The organism is Candidatus Nitrospira neomarina (genome assembly GCF_032051675.1).
GTDB lineage: Bacteria > Nitrospirota > Nitrospiria > Nitrospirales > UBA8639 > Nitrospira_E > Nitrospira_E neomarina.
This window is the reverse complement of sequence record NZ_CP116968.1, coordinates 4435286-4452049: the sequence shown is the minus strand read 5'-3', so window position 1 is coordinate 4452049 and position 16764 is coordinate 4435286. Positions and strand designations below refer to the sequence as shown.

The 16764-nt window shown below is 51.9% G+C and carries 13 protein-coding genes and 1 pseudogene; 4 read left to right on the top strand and 10 right to left on the bottom strand.

Annotation, left to right across the window (positions count from 1 at the left end):
• Positions 1 to 16 precede the first annotated feature (16 nt).
• A complete protein-coding gene (locus PQG83_RS19310; protein ID WP_312744521.1) occupies positions 17 to 454 on the bottom strand; it encodes a putative periplasmic lipoprotein in 438 nt (145 codons plus the stop codon).
• A gap of 438 nt (positions 455 to 892) precedes the next feature.
• Here PQG83_RS19310 and PQG83_RS19305 point away from each other — a divergent pair, with 438 nt between their 5' ends.
• The 4 genes and pseudogenes from PQG83_RS19305 to PQG83_RS19285 all read left to right on the top strand — a co-directional run bounded on the left by PQG83_RS19305 (position 893) and on the right by PQG83_RS19285 (position 5903).
• Positions 893 to 1078 (top strand): hypothetical protein, encoded by a 186-nt coding sequence (locus tag PQG83_RS19305; RefSeq protein ID WP_312744518.1) that lies wholly within the window; start codon positions 893 to 895, stop codon positions 1076 to 1078.
• A 34-nt stretch (positions 1079 to 1112) separates the two neighbouring features.
• A complete protein-coding gene (locus PQG83_RS19300; RefSeq protein WP_312744515.1) occupies positions 1113 to 2189 on the top strand; it encodes a class I SAM-dependent methyltransferase in 1077 nt (358 codons plus the stop codon).
• 9 nt (positions 2190 to 2198) lie between these two features.
• Positions 2199 to 4654 (top strand): annotated as a pseudogene (locus tag PQG83_RS21105) (FAD-binding oxidoreductase).
• Positions 4655 to 5351: 697 nt separating this feature from the next.
• Positions 5352 to 5903, top strand: a complete 552-nt coding sequence (locus PQG83_RS19285; RefSeq protein ID WP_312744510.1) for an OsmC family protein — start codon at positions 5352 to 5354, stop codon at positions 5901 to 5903.
• Positions 5904 to 6273: 370 nt separating this feature from the next.
• Here the strand turns inward: PQG83_RS19285 and PQG83_RS19280 are convergent, their stop codons facing one another.
• From PQG83_RS19280 to PQG83_RS19240, 9 genes are all read right to left on the bottom strand, one after another.
• Positions 6274 to 7758 (bottom strand): DUF4403 family protein, encoded by a 1485-nt coding sequence (locus tag PQG83_RS19280; RefSeq protein ID WP_312744507.1) that lies wholly within the window; start codon positions 7756 to 7758, stop codon positions 6274 to 6276.
• Positions 7759 to 8379: 621 nt separating this feature from the next.
• Positions 8380 to 9489, bottom strand: coding sequence for a radical SAM protein (locus PQG83_RS19275; RefSeq protein ID WP_312744505.1), 1110 nt, complete (start codon positions 9487 to 9489; stop codon positions 8380 to 8382).
• Positions 9490 to 9496: 7 nt separating this feature from the next.
• Positions 9497 to 9805, bottom strand: coding sequence for a hypothetical protein (locus PQG83_RS19270; protein ID WP_312744504.1), 309 nt, complete (start codon positions 9803 to 9805; stop codon positions 9497 to 9499).
• 436 nt (positions 9806 to 10241) lie between these two features.
• Positions 10242 to 10625, bottom strand: a complete 384-nt coding sequence (locus tag PQG83_RS19265) for a hypothetical protein (RefSeq protein WP_312744503.1) — start codon at positions 10623 to 10625, stop codon at positions 10242 to 10244.
• 41 nt (positions 10626 to 10666) lie between these two features.
• Entirely contained in the window at positions 10667 to 11041 is a 375-nt protein-coding gene (locus tag PQG83_RS19260) for a hypothetical protein (RefSeq protein WP_312744502.1), read from the bottom strand.
• Between the two features lie 1090 nt (positions 11042 to 12131).
• Positions 12132 to 12743, bottom strand: coding sequence for a hypothetical protein (locus PQG83_RS19255; protein ID WP_312744500.1), 612 nt, complete (start codon positions 12741 to 12743; stop codon positions 12132 to 12134).
• A gap of 204 nt (positions 12744 to 12947) precedes the next feature.
• Complete coding sequence (locus PQG83_RS19250) at positions 12948 to 14366, bottom strand: fused MFS/spermidine synthase (RefSeq protein ID WP_312744496.1); 1419 nt, start codon at positions 14364 to 14366, stop codon at positions 12948 to 12950.
• 521 nt (positions 14367 to 14887) lie between these two features.
• Positions 14888 to 15781 (bottom strand): alpha/beta hydrolase, encoded by an 894-nt coding sequence (locus PQG83_RS19245; RefSeq protein WP_312744494.1) that lies wholly within the window; start codon positions 15779 to 15781, stop codon positions 14888 to 14890.
• A 49-nt stretch (positions 15782 to 15830) separates the two neighbouring features.
• Positions 15831 to 16736, bottom strand: a complete 906-nt coding sequence (locus PQG83_RS19240) for a serine aminopeptidase domain-containing protein (RefSeq protein ID WP_312744492.1) — start codon at positions 16734 to 16736, stop codon at positions 15831 to 15833.
• Between the last annotated feature and the right edge of the window lie 28 nt (positions 16737 to 16764).

Here is a 16764-nt window from a genome sequence, read left to right as displayed (position 1 = left end):
CAATCCTCTATTACGGTTAATGTGGATGCACTACTGCAATCCACCCGCAATCAGGTCCTTGAGCCTTGATACCAAATGATTCGCCTGGCTGAAGGGTACGGCGCATGGCACGCGGTCGGTCTTGTGGCCCGGTGGGTGGGATAACAAAGCCGGTACCATCGATGAAGAGATTGACGTTGGCGGTGTTAATGACTTGCACGCTAACATCGATCGGGTTGCTAGACCCGTTATCGTATACCCGTGGGATATCCCCTTGATTCTGTGTACACGGATTGCCGAAATCACTGGAAAGAAAAATAAAGCCGTAGCCTTCCTCATTCAGGGTGGCACATCCGGCAAGGAGTATGAACGCGGCGACCGGTAAAAGGCATTTCATTTGTCCTCCCAAGCGCCCTGCACGAGACGACTCAGATTGCACGCTATTCTTTTCCTTCTTCATTGGGAGATCGAGCATCGGTATTGCTGCTTATTCTGCAATCAATTGACCGTTCGGAACAGGTGTCGCGCATGGCAATTGGTTTACCAGGTACCATAACAACCGACCCCTCATTCTTCAACCAAATCAAACTTGTGGTCAGATGGAGTCGGCCGATCGGCGATGGCAAGACCTGACGCTAGTTTGGGAAATGTGGTGGAACGCTTCTCTAACGGACCGGCGTGAAGAAGGAACGGGTTTTCCCCATGGCATGGGCCATATCACTTTGCTGTGGGTCTAATTTTCATATTTCAATCCCCAAGATTAGGAAAGTCAGGCCAAATGTTGGGCGAGAGAACAGGGAGAAATTACGGGGTAAAATGAGGAAAGAGGCGCTTCATCTCGAACTCTGCTCGAACTCTGGTGCTCCGTGATCCTCAATTTCTCCCGCACGTCCCGTGTGACGAATGCCCGCCAATGGACGTAAAGTATTTGCGGCCGCGGCGTTTAACTTTCTTGTTCCACCAGTCCGGCGAGCAGTCGCAACAGATTCACGTGGTGTATCGATCGTTTGGATATTGGCTGACCGATATCGCCGATCATTTTGGCGTGCAAACGACGACGGTGCGTCGCCGCTTGAAATGGGGAAAACGACTCACCTAAAGTACATCACCTGACGAGCCGAAAAAATGGAGGCATGTCCATCCAGGCCCCCATCTCACGCCGCACGGCGATCAAGTACCTCCTTGCTGCTCTTGCGGCCATGGCCGGTTCTTCATCATTGGGCTGGGAGTTGCGCAGATCTTCCTTCCTCTCGCCATTATGGCAGCTCGCCGATCTTGCCAACGCGAGCACGACCCCGGCGCTATCGACTGCCGCCTCCCCACCCGGGCAGAAAGCCGCAATACCCCGTTCTAATTTTCACGCTGTTTACGATGATCTGCAGGCCCGTGACCGCTTCTATCTTTTTCTACAGAACATTTATCATCTCTATCCTGAAAGTCGATTCCATCAGCTGATCATCGATCTGACTTCCGAATTCTCCTCTGATCAAGAGATCTATGTGAATCTGCAGAAACGCCTTTCGAGCATCAAACCATTCTTATCGGAAGCAACCTATGGCCTTCCGGCTCTCCGAAAACAAAAGGCGGAGATGGCTAGCGAAACCGCCGCGCTGCTGGGGTCCACAAAGGCATGGTCCGGCTACGTGGAAATCGGCACCACCGGACGTTACGCCAACGGGATTCGGGCCAAAATACCGATCCATGGACCGATGTATTTTGTCAACGACCTGGAACCGAGCTATTCACCGAACGATATCGTTGAACGTGGACAACTGACCAAGCTTGGCGAATACGTGGCTATGGGTAATTATGAACCGTTTAACGGGAATTCGATTCCCGATGAAAGTGTCGACCTAGTAATCAACTTCATCGGCTTCCACCATGCGCCGGCGGACAAGCGCGCGCGGTTCGTCCAATCGGTGTGGGAAGTGCTGAGGCCAGGCGGCCGGCTCGTGGTTCGTGATCATGATGTCGATAGCCCAGAGACGGACGCGTTTGTCGCCTTGGCTCATGACGTGTTCAACGCCGGGCTCGGCATCCCCTGGGAAGAAAATGCCGGACAGGTCAGAAACTTTACCTCGGTGCCACAACTGGAAGAGGTGCTCAGTGCAGCAGGGTTTGAAAAGACCAACAGCAGACAACTTCAGGCCCATGACCCGACCATCAATACCTTGATGGTCTTCGTGAAACCAACCGTGCGCGCCCGATAGTATCTTGCCATGCTAATACGTCACTGTGCCGCTTCGATTCTCGCTCTCGTCCTTCAGGGTGCGTGGGTTTTCCCCGCCACAGCCGCTCCGGCGACTGTCAACGACGTCACGCTGATTAATCCGATTTCGGTCGATGAGATTGTGATACCGAGGACGGTGGAAGAGGTTCGTGAGTTCGTCCTCACCCACCGAGGCCCCATCTCGATCGGCGGAGGGCACTTCAGCATGGGCGGGCAGACTGCCTCGGAACATACCCTGCACCTGGATATGCGGGGGCTGAATCGTATCGTAGCCTATTCACCGGCGACGAAGACCATCACCGTAGAAGCAGGCATCACCTGGCGCGCCATTCAGGAAACGGTCGATCACGACAACCTGGCAGTCAAGATCATGCAGTCCTACGCCAATTTCACCGTTGGCGGCTCGCTGAGTGTCAACGTGCACGGGCGCTACGTGGGCCAGGGCCCCCTGATCGGCTCGGTGAAGGGGATCAAAGTCGTGCTGGCCGACGGACAGCTGGTCGAAGCCACACCGACGCAACGATCGGAAATCTTCTTTGGGTGCATCGGCGGGTATGGAGGTCTCGGCGTTATCGTCGAAGCGACGCTCGAACTGGCCGAGAACCAGAAGGTCGAGCGGAGTGTCCAGACTATGCCGGTGAACCAATACAAAGACTTCTTTTTCCGCACTATTAAACCTTCAACGACCGCGATCTTCCACAACGGCGATATTTATCCGCCCGCCTATGACGAAGTGTTGAGCATTACCTGGTCAGCGACGGACAAGCCGGTGACCGTGGGAGAACGCTTGCCGCCGATCCAGCGCCATTACTGGTTCGACCAGCTCACCTACTACTGGCTCTCCGAGTTGCCGCTCGGAAAATGGTTTCGCCAATCCATTTTCGATCCACTCCGATTTCGTGGCAATGAAATTGTGTGGCGGAACTATGAAGCCAGTTATGATGTCCGTCAACTCGAACCACGCTCCCGCGAAACCTCAACCTATGTCCTTCAGGAATATTTTATTCCGGTGGGACGTTTTGATGAATTCCTACCAAAGATGGCCGAGATCTTCACCCGATACGATGTCAACATCATGAACGTATCGATCCGTCATGCGAATCCCGATCAGGGCTCGCTCTTGGCCTGGGCACGAGAAGAGGTGTTTGCCTTCGTGGTCTATTACAAGCAAGGCACAGCTCAGCATGAGAAAACCACTGTCGGCGTCTGGACGCGCGAGATGATTAACGTGATCCTGTCCGTAGGCGGTACCTATTACCTGCCCTACCAGATCCATGCCACTGACGAGCAATTTCAGCGGGCGTACCCCCGCGCGAAGGAATGGTTTGCGCTTAAACAGCGGCTCGACCCCGATAATCGCTTCCGTAACAAGCTTTGGGACCGGTACTACCAACCTCCAGCCACGACTCCTATATCGACAGCGACTCTCACTCCGACTGCAACGTCCACCAGCCGGCAGGATGTAAAAAAAAACTCCAGGCCCTGACGCACTACGCCCGTAGCGAAGACCAGACATTTCTCACGCTGCCGGAGTGGTACATCGTATACAGCGCTGACGAGTTCGGCGCCTTTGTTCAATCTCACCCGCCGAGCGACTTTCCTTACTTCCGCAGCATCAGTCAGTTCTGGAGTCTCTACGGGCAGATCCTTTACGAAGCATGGAGCACGCCCTCATTCAACTGGGGCTATCACGTGATGATCGGTGTCATCGGAGCAAGCTTTACGGCGGAGTACCTCTTCAAAGGCCTCTACGAGACGACGGTCGGAGCCATCACCGCCTGGGCGTCAACAGCTGGACCCTGGCAGGCAACAACCAGAGAAGATCGATTCATTCAGCACGTGGCACAAGATTATTCCGCCTTCATCCACGCCACCCCCTGGTATGAGTATCCGTTCTCAGCCAAGCTCAAGGAGTTTTGGAGTCTGCCGGGAGAGGCGGAAGGCAGTGCCATGCGACGATGGGAACGGCGTTTTGAATTCACAATGGAGCTCTTATTCAAAACCGCCTGGGGCTGGGCAATTAAGCAAGGGACTGGCGCAGGTTATGACCCCGAAGCGCTCGAGATCCAGGCTTGGGTGAAACAGGGGTCGAAAGATATCGCAGCACTCGATCCCTCTATTCGCGTGCTCGACCAACTCGGTGACCGTTCCTATTTAATGGCGATCCCGCGCTACGAACCTTTCAAGCAAGCGGTGAAAACCTTGATCGATCATGATGTCAGGCTGATTGAAGTGGCTGGCAATGAGCAGATCCTCATAACCATCATCGCACCGCATGACTGGCAGGACCGGCATCATATCGGCCGCAAAGTCTGCGAATGGCCCATCCTGACGCAGCCGGACCGGAAGCGCGTGGCACTCTTCGTCCCGATAAAACAGCTGCATGAAACCCTGCCGACCCTGGAACAAGCGGCTGTGCAACTCGACCACCTCTACGATTTTTAACGGGAACGTAGAATGGGTCGAAAAGAAAAAAATAGGGAGCAAAACTTTGGTTGACGAATGAAGGGTTCCACCCGTTTCTTGAAAAATTGATCTGCGGTCATTTTCGCTCGTACCTGCGGAGAACCAGAATTTACGACCCCATAGCTCTCCACCCTAAAGTGAGCAAAATGGTGGCCAAGCCTTATCATCACACCTGAGCCCCCCTCCACCCTCGCACCTTGGCTAGTTCGCTGCGCCTTGAATTCTCCGGGGCCGAATTTCATGCCACCTTTCGGGACCATGCTCACCAGAAAGTCGTCAGTCATAATTTTGACCGCACCCACCTGCTAACCCTGCCCGGCAACCGGTGAGTGACGGCTTGACTTCTTTTTCCGAGGGGTAGATAGTCCCATCCAAAAATTCACTACCAATTCGAGGCATTGGCATTCCAACGAGAATGCCCGGGTGCAGAGTCTTTCGCGGGTTATTCCTTCGAAAGACTTTTTTTTGGGGAAATGACCCATGATGCTTCCTTCACGGTGCCGAGGTGTATAGCTAACCTCTTTGGGGGCTATACCCTTTTTAAATAAAAAAGCATAGAATTTCCTCTTCACTATTGAGTGAAGATATCACGGCATGTGGGCGGTCTATTTCCAGTTGGGCACATACATACCAATTATTCATCACAGTTCTGACTAATTTATGGAGGTGAATGGCCATGGCTGAAGCGCAAGTCATTAATGGTGTCAATGTCGCAGCGGTAAACGAGCTGGTGAAAAACGTCGAGAGTGATCCCAAACTGGGTGAATGCAGGTTTCACATCAAAAATACCTGGAGTACGTGTGGCCAAAACCAGTCGAAGGTCTCAAGCTTTTATGCGGCAAAACAGGAAATCCCTCACGACGACCCCTTCACCCTGAATGCTGATGAACCTCCTATTCTGGCCGGGCATGATACCGGCGCGAATCCCGTCGAACACCTCTTACATGCGCTGGCCGGCTGTCTAACGACAACCTTGGTGTACCATGCTGCCGTACGGGGCATTAAGATTGACGCATTGGAATCGGAACTTGAGGGCGACTTGGATATCAGGGGATTCCTTGGCCTCTCGAATACGGTCAGGAGCGGGTTCGAGAATATTCGCGTCAACTTTAAGGTCAAAACCGATGCGGAGAACATTGAGAAGCTCAAGGCGTTAAGTAAACTCTCACCGGTGTTCGACATGACCTCTCATGGCACCAATGTCCAGGTGAATATCGAGAGGAAGTAGTGTTGAAAAAGGCCGCCAGCGGCGTTCTCGCCCCTTGGCCGTGCTCACGTACTCATTCGTACGCTCCGCTCGTCCAAGCGACTGCGGCCTTGCTGGACGGACCTTTTTGAATACTCCAGTATTTTTCTCTGGTGATCCTCGTTGACTCCTAAGCTGATGAAGCGGCGAAATTTTCCAATATTCAACAGTCCCAGAAAATAAACAGTCGAAAGAGAAAGAGAGGAAGGAATTGACAGATAGAGGAATCGGGTGATTTGAGATTGCGAGACCTGGTTTCCGCCCGATTGATTAGCAGACCCAAGAACGCGGGCGTGCGCCAGCCGAAATATCAATACGCATTCGGCTGGCGCAAAGGCTATGGGAGGCGCGCTTACCGTTGGGTAGACGGCGGAGACAAAATAGAAACCTTAGCTGGCGTTTTTCCCGGCATGCTGCGGGTTTTCATGGCCACTGGCGCGGTCACGTTGGCTGTGCCTTCTAGCAGAATATCAGCCACCAGCGCCTCAGGAATGGAATAGGCGCGCTGCGGTTGCTGTTGGACGATTGCCATTTCCGTGGTCACGCCGCCACTCGGGTGTGTACCTGTGATCGCAGATTTCATCTTGTCGATTCGGTCGGACAAATCCACCCGTGTGGCTGTTTGTAATTTATCTCGTAATTGCTTATCGACAATCTGCCAATAGTTCGCCTTGATATCATTCAACATTGTTTTCGACTCGCTGGCCATCTGAAGATCAGACATCGTCAGCACAGATCCCTCACCTTCCAAAAGCGGTGTTGCCCAATAATAAATCGTGCCATTGAGATCTCCAGTCGTGTTGACAGTGAACAGCACATGTCCCGAAGAATCTGAAGCCGTAACCTTGTTAATAACCATTTCGAGGTTGGCGTCTTTCATCGGCTGGTGCCCAAGCCTTTCCTGTAGCGCTTGGTTCACCTCGGAGTAAGGGACGGTCACGGAGGCCAGAACCTTATACGGTTTCCCCTCAAGGAGGCCGGCTCCTGAAGTGATTTTCATGACTTCGGCCGTTGGCTTCCCGCAAGAATTTTCAAACGTCGCCGTCGGTCTTTCATTGACGACGATCGGGATGGTCGTCCGCTGCACGTCGCCCTTTAAATTTCCAATCGCCATTTCTGTCGGTTTCCCATAGATGCAGGCCTGCGTGTTGAACTTCGCTACATTTACGGCCACGGGTGTTTGTAGTTGCGTCCAGACCTGATCCAAAGGAATCTGATACCCGGCTTCCTCGACGGCCTGTGTCATCTTCTCGACGAGCTTTGGAGTATTCAGAAGCTCCGCCAGTTGATCTTTAACCGGGATATTGAACATGTTGCACTTATTCTCGCTCTCCGGTTTCAGGTCGATGTCCATTTGAGGATTTTTAAGATTCAGAACAAGCGCCTCGCCCTCTTGTCCCATTTCGAGCTGCCCTGTGGTATGGAGAATGGGAAAGATGGGATCTAAACGACAGCCTCGGGAAGCGGTCTTAGCCTCCACGTCCCCTCTGTATGTGGAGTGAACGGTGACCATGCCATCCTGAATGGTGACTTGCGGCTCGGCTTCCCGAACGAAATCCCACCGGTAGTCGTTCCTTAGCGGATGGGATGCTTCACTGAAGTGTTCCGGCATGGATGCCTGCAAAGTCTCCTCCAAAGGAGTTAAATCAAAGACAAGCGTCACAGGAAGCGCTGAATCAGGAAGTTGGACCACGGGCACCTCAATCGCACCGGGGGTCGGAGGGGTAAATTGCTGTGGCGGAACCGGTTTGGCCGTGTATGGCGGTATCGTATGACTACATGCGACCGCGACGAATAGACAGGGTAGTAATGCAATGCCTCGTTTCCAGGTCCTCATAGTGTACTCCTTGGGTGTCACAACCCGTTAACATAAAATTAAAGAAATTCCTGCCAAAAAACCCGAACTCCCACCTCTGGCGTCAATCGGACGAGGGTGCCGGCCGTCATCTCCTTTGTTTGTTGGATTGTGTTTTAAAGATGCCTGGAGTAGTTCTGCCTGTTTGAGAACTTCTCCCTCCTTTTCCTTCAGTACATCAATATCAAGATCAATACAGAAAGGGGATGGATAAAATTACCGGCCTAGAGGGAAAAAATATTCAACTTAATGAAAATTTTGTACTCACCCTTCAGTTCCATACATGACCCTTTCTTGAACTCGGGTTGAGTGCGGATACAGCAATGGTCAGGCTCCAGTTTCGTCTGCTACTGCTCAAATTCTCCAGGGCCTTTATCAGGACATTGGGGCTGAATACGGCAATGGTGAGTCGCCGTCTGAAGCAGGCGCATCGGCGGACGGTACTGGCCAGAGTTGACCTCTAATTTTGCGCGGACAGCTTTTCAGGCAAGCCGGAGACGCTGTGATCCTTCGGAATGGATTCGTCAGATATTGACGATGCTTTGGGGCAGGATGAAGCAATGGCCCGAGGGCGGCGGAATGTCGTGGAACCAGGTGCGCCCTTCAAAGAGGGGCATGACCGACAGGAGCTGAGGCCATTGTTCGCAGCCGGTTACAAGTCCCGGTATCATCTGCCTGGCTCATGATGTCGCGAATTTGCAGCGGCGAAAAACGTGAGGCCGCGGCTTGGATATGTTGATACCAGTTCAGGACCGGTTCATCGTCATTGGTCACCGCCTGTTCGTACACCAGCTTGCATAGGGTGAGGAACGCGGCGTAATCGCGAGACAGCCACGACGCAGCCAATTCCGGCAGTCGCGCATTTCTAATATTGCCCCACGACCAGGCGCGCGGGAAACCGTACTGGAGGGGTGAGACCACTCCACTTGTTTCAATGACCAACGGGGCGATGATGTCTGCAACAGTCTGCTCGCCACACACCTCCGCTTCCCGCACAAAGACACGAGTCGGATGCTCGAGCAGTGCGGGGATCGTGGCGAGATCGATCTGGACATCGATGACATCTTTGTATTGTTCCCGGATCCGAACGGCTTCGACCACGGCTGCCGCATTTTCTTCGGCATCAGGCAAGGAACCGTCAAGCGTATACGCGGCCCGGCCGACGGGTTCGAGCGGATGGAGTTGCAACAATTTGGCGCCTTGTTCAACCGCAAATTCTGCGACCCACTCCAACTCATTGACGTTGTGAAACGTGAGCGTAAAAATGAACCCGAATCGGATGCCGGATGCCCGCAAGCCCTCAAGTTTTGCGCACATGTCGTCGAACGCCCGGGGAGAATTTCGCATGAGGTTATGCGATTCGGGTACGCCATCAAGGCTGATTGCGATGAGATCGCAATCAGCCTGTAAGATGTCCAGATGGCGTTGATCGAGTAACATGCCGTTCGTGGTGACCGTGGTGGCCAATCCCGCCTCATGCGATACGCGAAGCAGTTCCCCTAGCGCCGAATACAACAGGGGTTCCCCGCCTGACACCGACATGACCGCGTACCCGAGACTTGCTGCATCAACCACGACTGTTCGCAGCGCATCAATATCCAATTGTTCGGAGACGTCCGGCCCGGAATCCGAATAACAATGCAGACACTGCAGGTTACAGCGTCTGCCGGGGTGGACCTGCAATGCGGGATATTTACCAGCCGGTCCCTGCATGAATCATCTATCCTCGTCCGAGTGTAAAATTCACCTGGACGACCTCAGGCCGAGGTGGTTGACCGTGAATGAGAATGTTCAGATCGCGCAACTCTTTCAATTTCGTCAACGTGGCCACATGAGACCTGAAGTTGCCGATGTTCGCCTGGACGGTGCCAAAAATCACATCGGGCCCCGGTTGGCCAACTTCATGCCAATCAATGATTTTGACACCCCGTAATTTTTTCTTAATCGTTCCCGCTGCCTGACTTAATTTTGCAGAACCACGTCCTGCCAACTTTACCTTTGCAGACGGGCGTTTTCTTGAAACAGCCATAAATACCTCCTTGTGTTGGTTGGTTCATGCCCAAAACATTGAAAAGAACAGTAGCAGTTTTGAAACCTTACAACTTTTGCATATAAACGGCAAGAATATCAGTGAAACAAAACATCGATCGCACATTCACAAACGCGGTGCACAGCCGCATGCAAATTCTTTAGGACGTGATGGATGGAAACGTGTTGACGAAATTTCGATAACAACAAACATACTCGCATCTTTTAAAGGACAAGGTCAGTCTACGAGCCATCACCCTTGGCTTACGGCGGATTCATCCCGGCATCAGTCGAGTATGACGACGGAATCTCCGGCGTGGAACACACGCTGCGCATCTGACATAAAAACAGCTCACGGGAATTCCGACAGGGAAAAATACCGCACAGCGTGATTGTTCTACAGATGAAAGAAGAAAGGAGGAGAGACCGGTGAAAAATCACGGGGACAAGAGGCAGGAGTTCTCAGCATATTCAAAGGACTTCTCAAATTCATGTTTTGCCTGTCGATAGTCTTCTTCGGCTTCAATTAATTCCTTCGTTCGCGCCGGGGCCTTCCAAGAGGCCTGGTTGCAGGCCACGGCTCGACTCACGCTAAAGATTCCACCTCGTGCACACACCGCTAAGTCTGCATAGGCTAAGCGCTCCCGGCTCCTGGCTGATTGTACTGTCCGTTGATAGACACTGAGATTCTTTCGAGCTTTGATCACTTTTTCTACTGCAAGGCCACAGGAAGGAGAATACGGTTCGCTGCTGGCAGGACACGTCCATGCGAAAAGAAGTAGAAGAGTGAGACCGATACCATACAAGGATTTGACCATCACACGTTGATTCCCGATAGAACCTTCACGACACTCGTGCGTGATTATGGCTCATACAGACAGATCTGCCTGGCTTGTTGAAACGATTCCTCAAACGTTTTTCTCTCCTGCCGGTATTGGTCTATGGCCGCCAAGGCGAACGTGTCGGGTTTCGGGCTGTGCCATTGCGACTGAGAACAAGAGACGGATTTGTCCCCACCACGCCGACTCCCGGCAACACAGGCTTCCGCTTCACCATATGCGCCGGATTGATGGGCTCTGAACAATTCCATGGTCCGACGAAATGGAAGGAGAGCTTTCCGGGCTGTTTCAACCCTGTCTAACACGATCTCACAGGATGGCGAATACGGTTCGGCGAACATCGGAGTAGGAAACACGACCGCAAGGATAATGAGGGCGAGAGAAGAGAAAAGCTTCATCTTCAGTTCCGGTTAAGGACAACTCGAAGAAGCCTTATATTAGCACTCCTGTGACAAGGAAGGACAATACCTGGGCAGAAGGCCGATGTTTATAGGATGGTTTGATCGATACATATGCGAGTCAATCAATATTCGTGAGCTGAATGGTCGTCAACGCAGACGGCTCAATATTAGTCAGTCACACCACGGCCCTTATCTCAACTTTAGGTTTTTGGATTTTTACTTTCCAAAATCTTCGACAAACCTGACCCTCCCCTTTCTCCCACCGGATATCTTGTAATCGTAAACGAAATATAGCCCTTGCAGGGCAAATCCGTTGACCTTAGCAGGTAAACATAGAACAAGGAGGAGGTCATGGAACTCTTCGGAATACCTTCTATTATTTTGGGGATTATTGGCATGATCGTGATGCTGAAGGGAAAGCGTCCTCAGTACCCTTCTTCACCGATCCGGGCAAAACTTCGTAGGTCAGACAGATACCTTGGGAATGTTTGATGATTTGCACCTCCCCCTCGTCGGAATCAACACCATGGTTGTCATCAAAGACCTTGAAGTTTGAGACATACCAGCGTGGATGAGAACCAGAAGAAAGGAATGATCAATGAGCACATTTATTTTGGCGTTGACTGTCAGCCTTGGCATCACGGCCGGTTATGTGTACCTCGCGGCAATCGTGATGGGGGGCAGTGGCTGGATGTGAACATCCAGCCATATTCTTCCGCTCAATATGGCCAGCCCATTCCCTGAAACCACGGGTTGGCCGCACGATTTGACATCCCTTCCTACAGAAACAAAAAGAGCCTGTTATCAACTCCGGGTCGTGTTAAGGACGCTTCCCATCCATTCCGTTGGAGCAAAATCCGGAAATTTATCCCTGGTTCCTGGAATGCGAGAGGCCGAGTCAGTATAAGGGCAATTCACAACACACCTCGACATCCTCCGCACCTCTTGATTTCCAAGACCCGCGATCGTAACGATCATTCCATAGCTATCGCTTGGAAATATCCATTCAAGCCTTCCACAGTCCAGGAAATTCCGTGGAGCGTCGTGCCCAGCTCGTGAAACCTCTACTCACCGGGACTGCAAGCATCTACGCTTTCACGACCAGCGCCGGATAGCGAGCCTGCACGGTGTACCAGTTCCATTGCCCACCCGCCGTCTGCGTGATGGCTCCCCAGACCTGTGCCGAGGGTGGCACGTTCCTGAGCACCAGCGACACCGTTGTCTGGCCACTCAATGTGCGTGAGCCACTGTTGGCGACCGTGCCACCCCCGGCGAACCCGGATAGGTTGAACGTGGATGCCTGTCCAAAGATCTCAATCGAGAAGACCATGACGTATGTCGAGACGGCCGTAATCCCATAGGCTTTCGGCTCAAAGTGCATGGACACGGCGGGATCCCGATTGGGCGACTCCCGACGGTCGAATCCGGCATACGGCGTGGTCGCATCCACCTGGACGATGGTCGGTCTGATGAGCGTCAGATTGGTGCGGCCACGCCCTACGGTCTTGGCCGGGCTCAATGTCTCTATCGGAAATATAAACAGGCCGACATTGCGCCAGCCACTGACCGGTTCGAATAGGTCTTTGAGATTCTTCAACGGTAGGTCTGAGGGAAATTTGGCGGGGTTCACCTTGCGTTTGTTGAATGGTTCAGGCTCGGTCGGCTTCGCAGGTTTCTTGGATGGTTTTTTCGGTGCCATGATGACTCTCTTTGTGGTGGGTGAAGTCCGCACGCCTCCCATTTTCGGACCGGGAGATTGCGCTACTCTACTCTTTCCGTCTTAAAAATCAACTACCCCGCAAACGAGAAGAATTGTGCGTGAATTGACAATTGCCGCAACAATCCGGCCCGGCATCCGCCGGACCGGGTTGGACGATTCTACATTCCGATGCCGAAACGGCAGTTAATAGGGCACTTCTTGCTTTTTGTCGAAGGCTGCCCTGTTCAAATTATCGGTGTAAATATTTTCGTGGCCGCCGGGCGCAAAATTCTGTGCGATGTAGAGGACGTTCTTATCATCAGACGGGACAGTCCGCCATGGATTGAAATTGTAAAGTGGGATACGGTTGGCATGGGGGAAGATGCTCCGGATGGTGTTGTCGATCCCGCGCGCATAATCGTCCTCGCCGAGCGGGGAGCCCAGTTGATTGACGATAACAATACCGCGCGGCGTCAGTCTGTTCCTCACCTGCAGAAAAAATTCCCTTGTAAGCAGATGCTCCGGCGCATTGTTCAGCCCGTGAAACACATCGACGACAATCAGATGGAAATGCTCTTTGGTCTGGTTGAGATATCCCCGCGCCGGTACGGCCTCAAAAATCTTGTTTTTATCCAGTGGTCTTTTGAGAAATTGTTTTTCCGCAAGCTCCTTCAGATCAGAGTCTATATCAACAAAAATATAATCGTTCCAGGTGTCGCCCAGACCGATGGTAAAGCCGCCCGCGCCAAGGACGAGAATTTTTCCCTTCATATTCGTGTGCCTGAAATACCGGATATACTGACTCTCTATATAACGGACATATTCATAAACAGGGTATTCCGGTTTATCCGGATAAATAGCCGAGGCATACGATCTGTTCAGACGCAGGTAAAGGGTATCGCCGTCAGCTTCCATCTGCGCCGTATTATACGCGTTATTTGAAATGACCCCGACCGATTCAAGCGCCTGAGGGCTGTTAAGGGCGGCAGCGATTAGGACCAGGAAAACGGCAGCAGCAGCGCTAAGACAGATCCTCAGCTTTGACAGCAGGATAATTAGAACAGCAATGCAGGTGATGGTTACGGTGACCGTGCCCGATACGCCGATCGTATTCATCAGGAAAAGGGTGGTCAAAATAGCTCCCAGAAACGAGCCAATCGTCGAGTAGAACAGAATTTTCCCGGCAGCGTGCGGCAAATGCGCCCGGCGGAAATAATTGCTGACGAGCGGCACGGTTTGCCCAAGCAGATAGACCGGCGTGATGATAAATAACAGCCCGTAAAACGTTGTCAGCAGGAGCCGATTTTTCCATTCAAGCCCTTCGGTCAGCGCGCCGAAAAACGACGTCAAGACAAGATAAGAAAGCCCGATTGTCAAAAACGCCCCGGCAATCAGCAGATTGCAAACAAGCTTGTGACGTATTCTTCCCCGGTACTGCCCACCCGCATAGTACCCGAAAGCCAGCGGCATCAGGATGGCCGCAATAATAATGGACACTGTATCCGTGCCGCTGCCAACAAAAGGCAGGGTCTGACGAATGGCAAGAAGTTCGGCGGACAGAACGACATAGCCTTCCAGGAAAATTATGAAAAATAACAGCACCAGCTTTCGGTTTTTTTCCATGTGCTTCTTATCAGCCTCCCGCTAAAATCGGAAGAATCCTTCGAACCTTACTCTATAAATAATTTGTCCAAATCGCTATACCAGCCGGGTACCGAAAGGCAAAGAAGAAAGCGAAGGTCCCGTCATAGCATGCGGCAATACGGCGGCTGTGCTGGCGAATACCGAACATGCCTTTCATCCAATTTCTAATTTTGTATATTTTGGTTGTACCGGATCGACGTTCTGGATTTTTGAACGTGGCGGGATAACAGGTTTCATGACGCCGTTTTTTCAGGTCATCCTGCTGTCGTTGCTGTCACCTACTTTAACAGCAATCAGAGCTTTGGGCTTTCTTTCGCCAGCATAATGAGTCCTTCGTTCCCTTTCCAGCCAGCCGTTTCGCCACTTGTGAGCCAGAACAGGGGTAACCTTCCCAGGATCTCTCCAGGGAAGTGCTATTGAACCATCCATGAGTGCTGAATCTTGTATGGCTTACTATTTGTGCAGATGCCCTTAACTTGCCCATACGGGAAGGAAGTCACTCAACGGGAGGGTCTGAGTAGATGAAGGATTTCTTGTAGCATCGCATCCGGGTTTTCCATGCAATCATGGCCCGCGCGGGGAATTTCCTTGATAGACACGAAGGTATTACCTGCCTCTTGTGCAATGCGTTGTAATGCTTCGGCTTCCCACGCCTCGATGAGAGGATCATGTTCCCCACGGAGCAGCAGCATGGGCAATGTGACCCGGCTTATCTGTTTGTAGGCCATGGCAGAATACGCCTCCGGTCCCATCATGTGCCACCACGTTTTATAGGTAAAGATTTCATCGTGCAATGGGCTCCGGCTTGGCCCTCGGGCTCGGTAGATCACCATCATTTCGTCATGCTCACTGTGAGAAGGATCCTCGCCTAGAATGGACTTGGCCTGGGCATACAATTCCTCATAGCTGGGAATACTTTCCCATTTGTCCAATCGCTTTCTCTGTGTATCGGGGATGGCATAATGGGTCCCCTCAAGAATGAGCCCTTTGACATTGGGAACCTGGCGCTGCCCGGCCCAGTGCAGGACCATACTGGCACCGAGGCTATAGCCTAAGATGAAAATATGATGAAAACCTTCTTGAGTCAGGAAGTCCACTGCGGCATCTATATCATGGATCGTCTCATCGAAAATTCCTCTTCCATTTATTTGCCCGGCGAATGCCAGCCTGGTGTTAATGGAAAACGACGAAATATCCCGCTCCCGGAGTGCCTGAGGAAGAAGGCGAGGAGTTCCTCGTGCCAGGAAGTTCCCTAACAAACCATGCACCTCAATGATAATTGGGGTTTCGAGGATGTTCGTATCAAGATCATCTTCTTTGATGACCAGATGCCCATTCATCATAAAGCCATCGCGTGTTCGAAGTCGGAACAGTTTTTGGTGGGGGTGAATCATCGGATTCTTTGGTTGTGAGATTTTCGGACAGTCCCGTAGAAGGCACGCATTATTCAAATCGTTCCTGAATCCATTTCACCACTCCTTGCCCGAGGTCCTCGTGCTTTCCAGAAAGGTCGTGCCCGGCTTCAAGCTGGAGCATGGTCACATCCGGGTTGCCTGCTGTTCTGGCCACATTTCCCAGTGCGTCACACTCCTGTGAGTCGATCATTTCATCATATTTTCCGTGAACTAACAGGATTGGTACCTTGATATTCCCTATATGTTGGTAGGCTTTGGGACCATCGGCTTCAGGTCCTGCTAAGGCCCACCAGGTTTTCAACGTATAGATTTCTGAATGCTCCGGTCGGCGTGTCGGACCATGCGCCCGTTTAACGACAATGGTTTCATCATCGGATCGATCGTGCCCGGGCTGTGGATCATAGAGTGTTTTCGCCTTTTCATAGACTTCCCGGTAGGAAGGTTGACTGCCAAATCGTGTCCATCGTTTCCGGATCGTGTCGGGCAAAGAATACGCTGTGGCAATGGCGATAATTCCTTGAATGTCAGGAGACGGGAATTGTTGCTGTTGCAACGCGCCATAGCGAATCGCCATGGCTCCTCCCAATCCATGTCCTGCAATAATAATTTTCTGAAAGCCCATCTGTCGAAGATAGGTACACGCAGCATGGATTTGAGGCATCGCATCGTCGAAAATACCAAATCCAAAAAATAGGCCCAGGTTGGCCATGATGGTATTTATGGTAATGGAGGAATACCCACACTTCGCCAGAATGTAAGGAAGATCATGCTCGGTTTCATCCAGGAGATTCCCTAAGAGTCCATGGAGTCTCAGCAGGACAGGCTTGTTCCGGACATGTTCATCGTGTGTGACAAGATGATAATACAGCCCATCAATGTTGTGGTTTTGGAAAGGAATGGAAATGATGGTTCCAGACCAACTATCGACCTTCATGTTTCACCCCTTAATACTGCGATGGCCG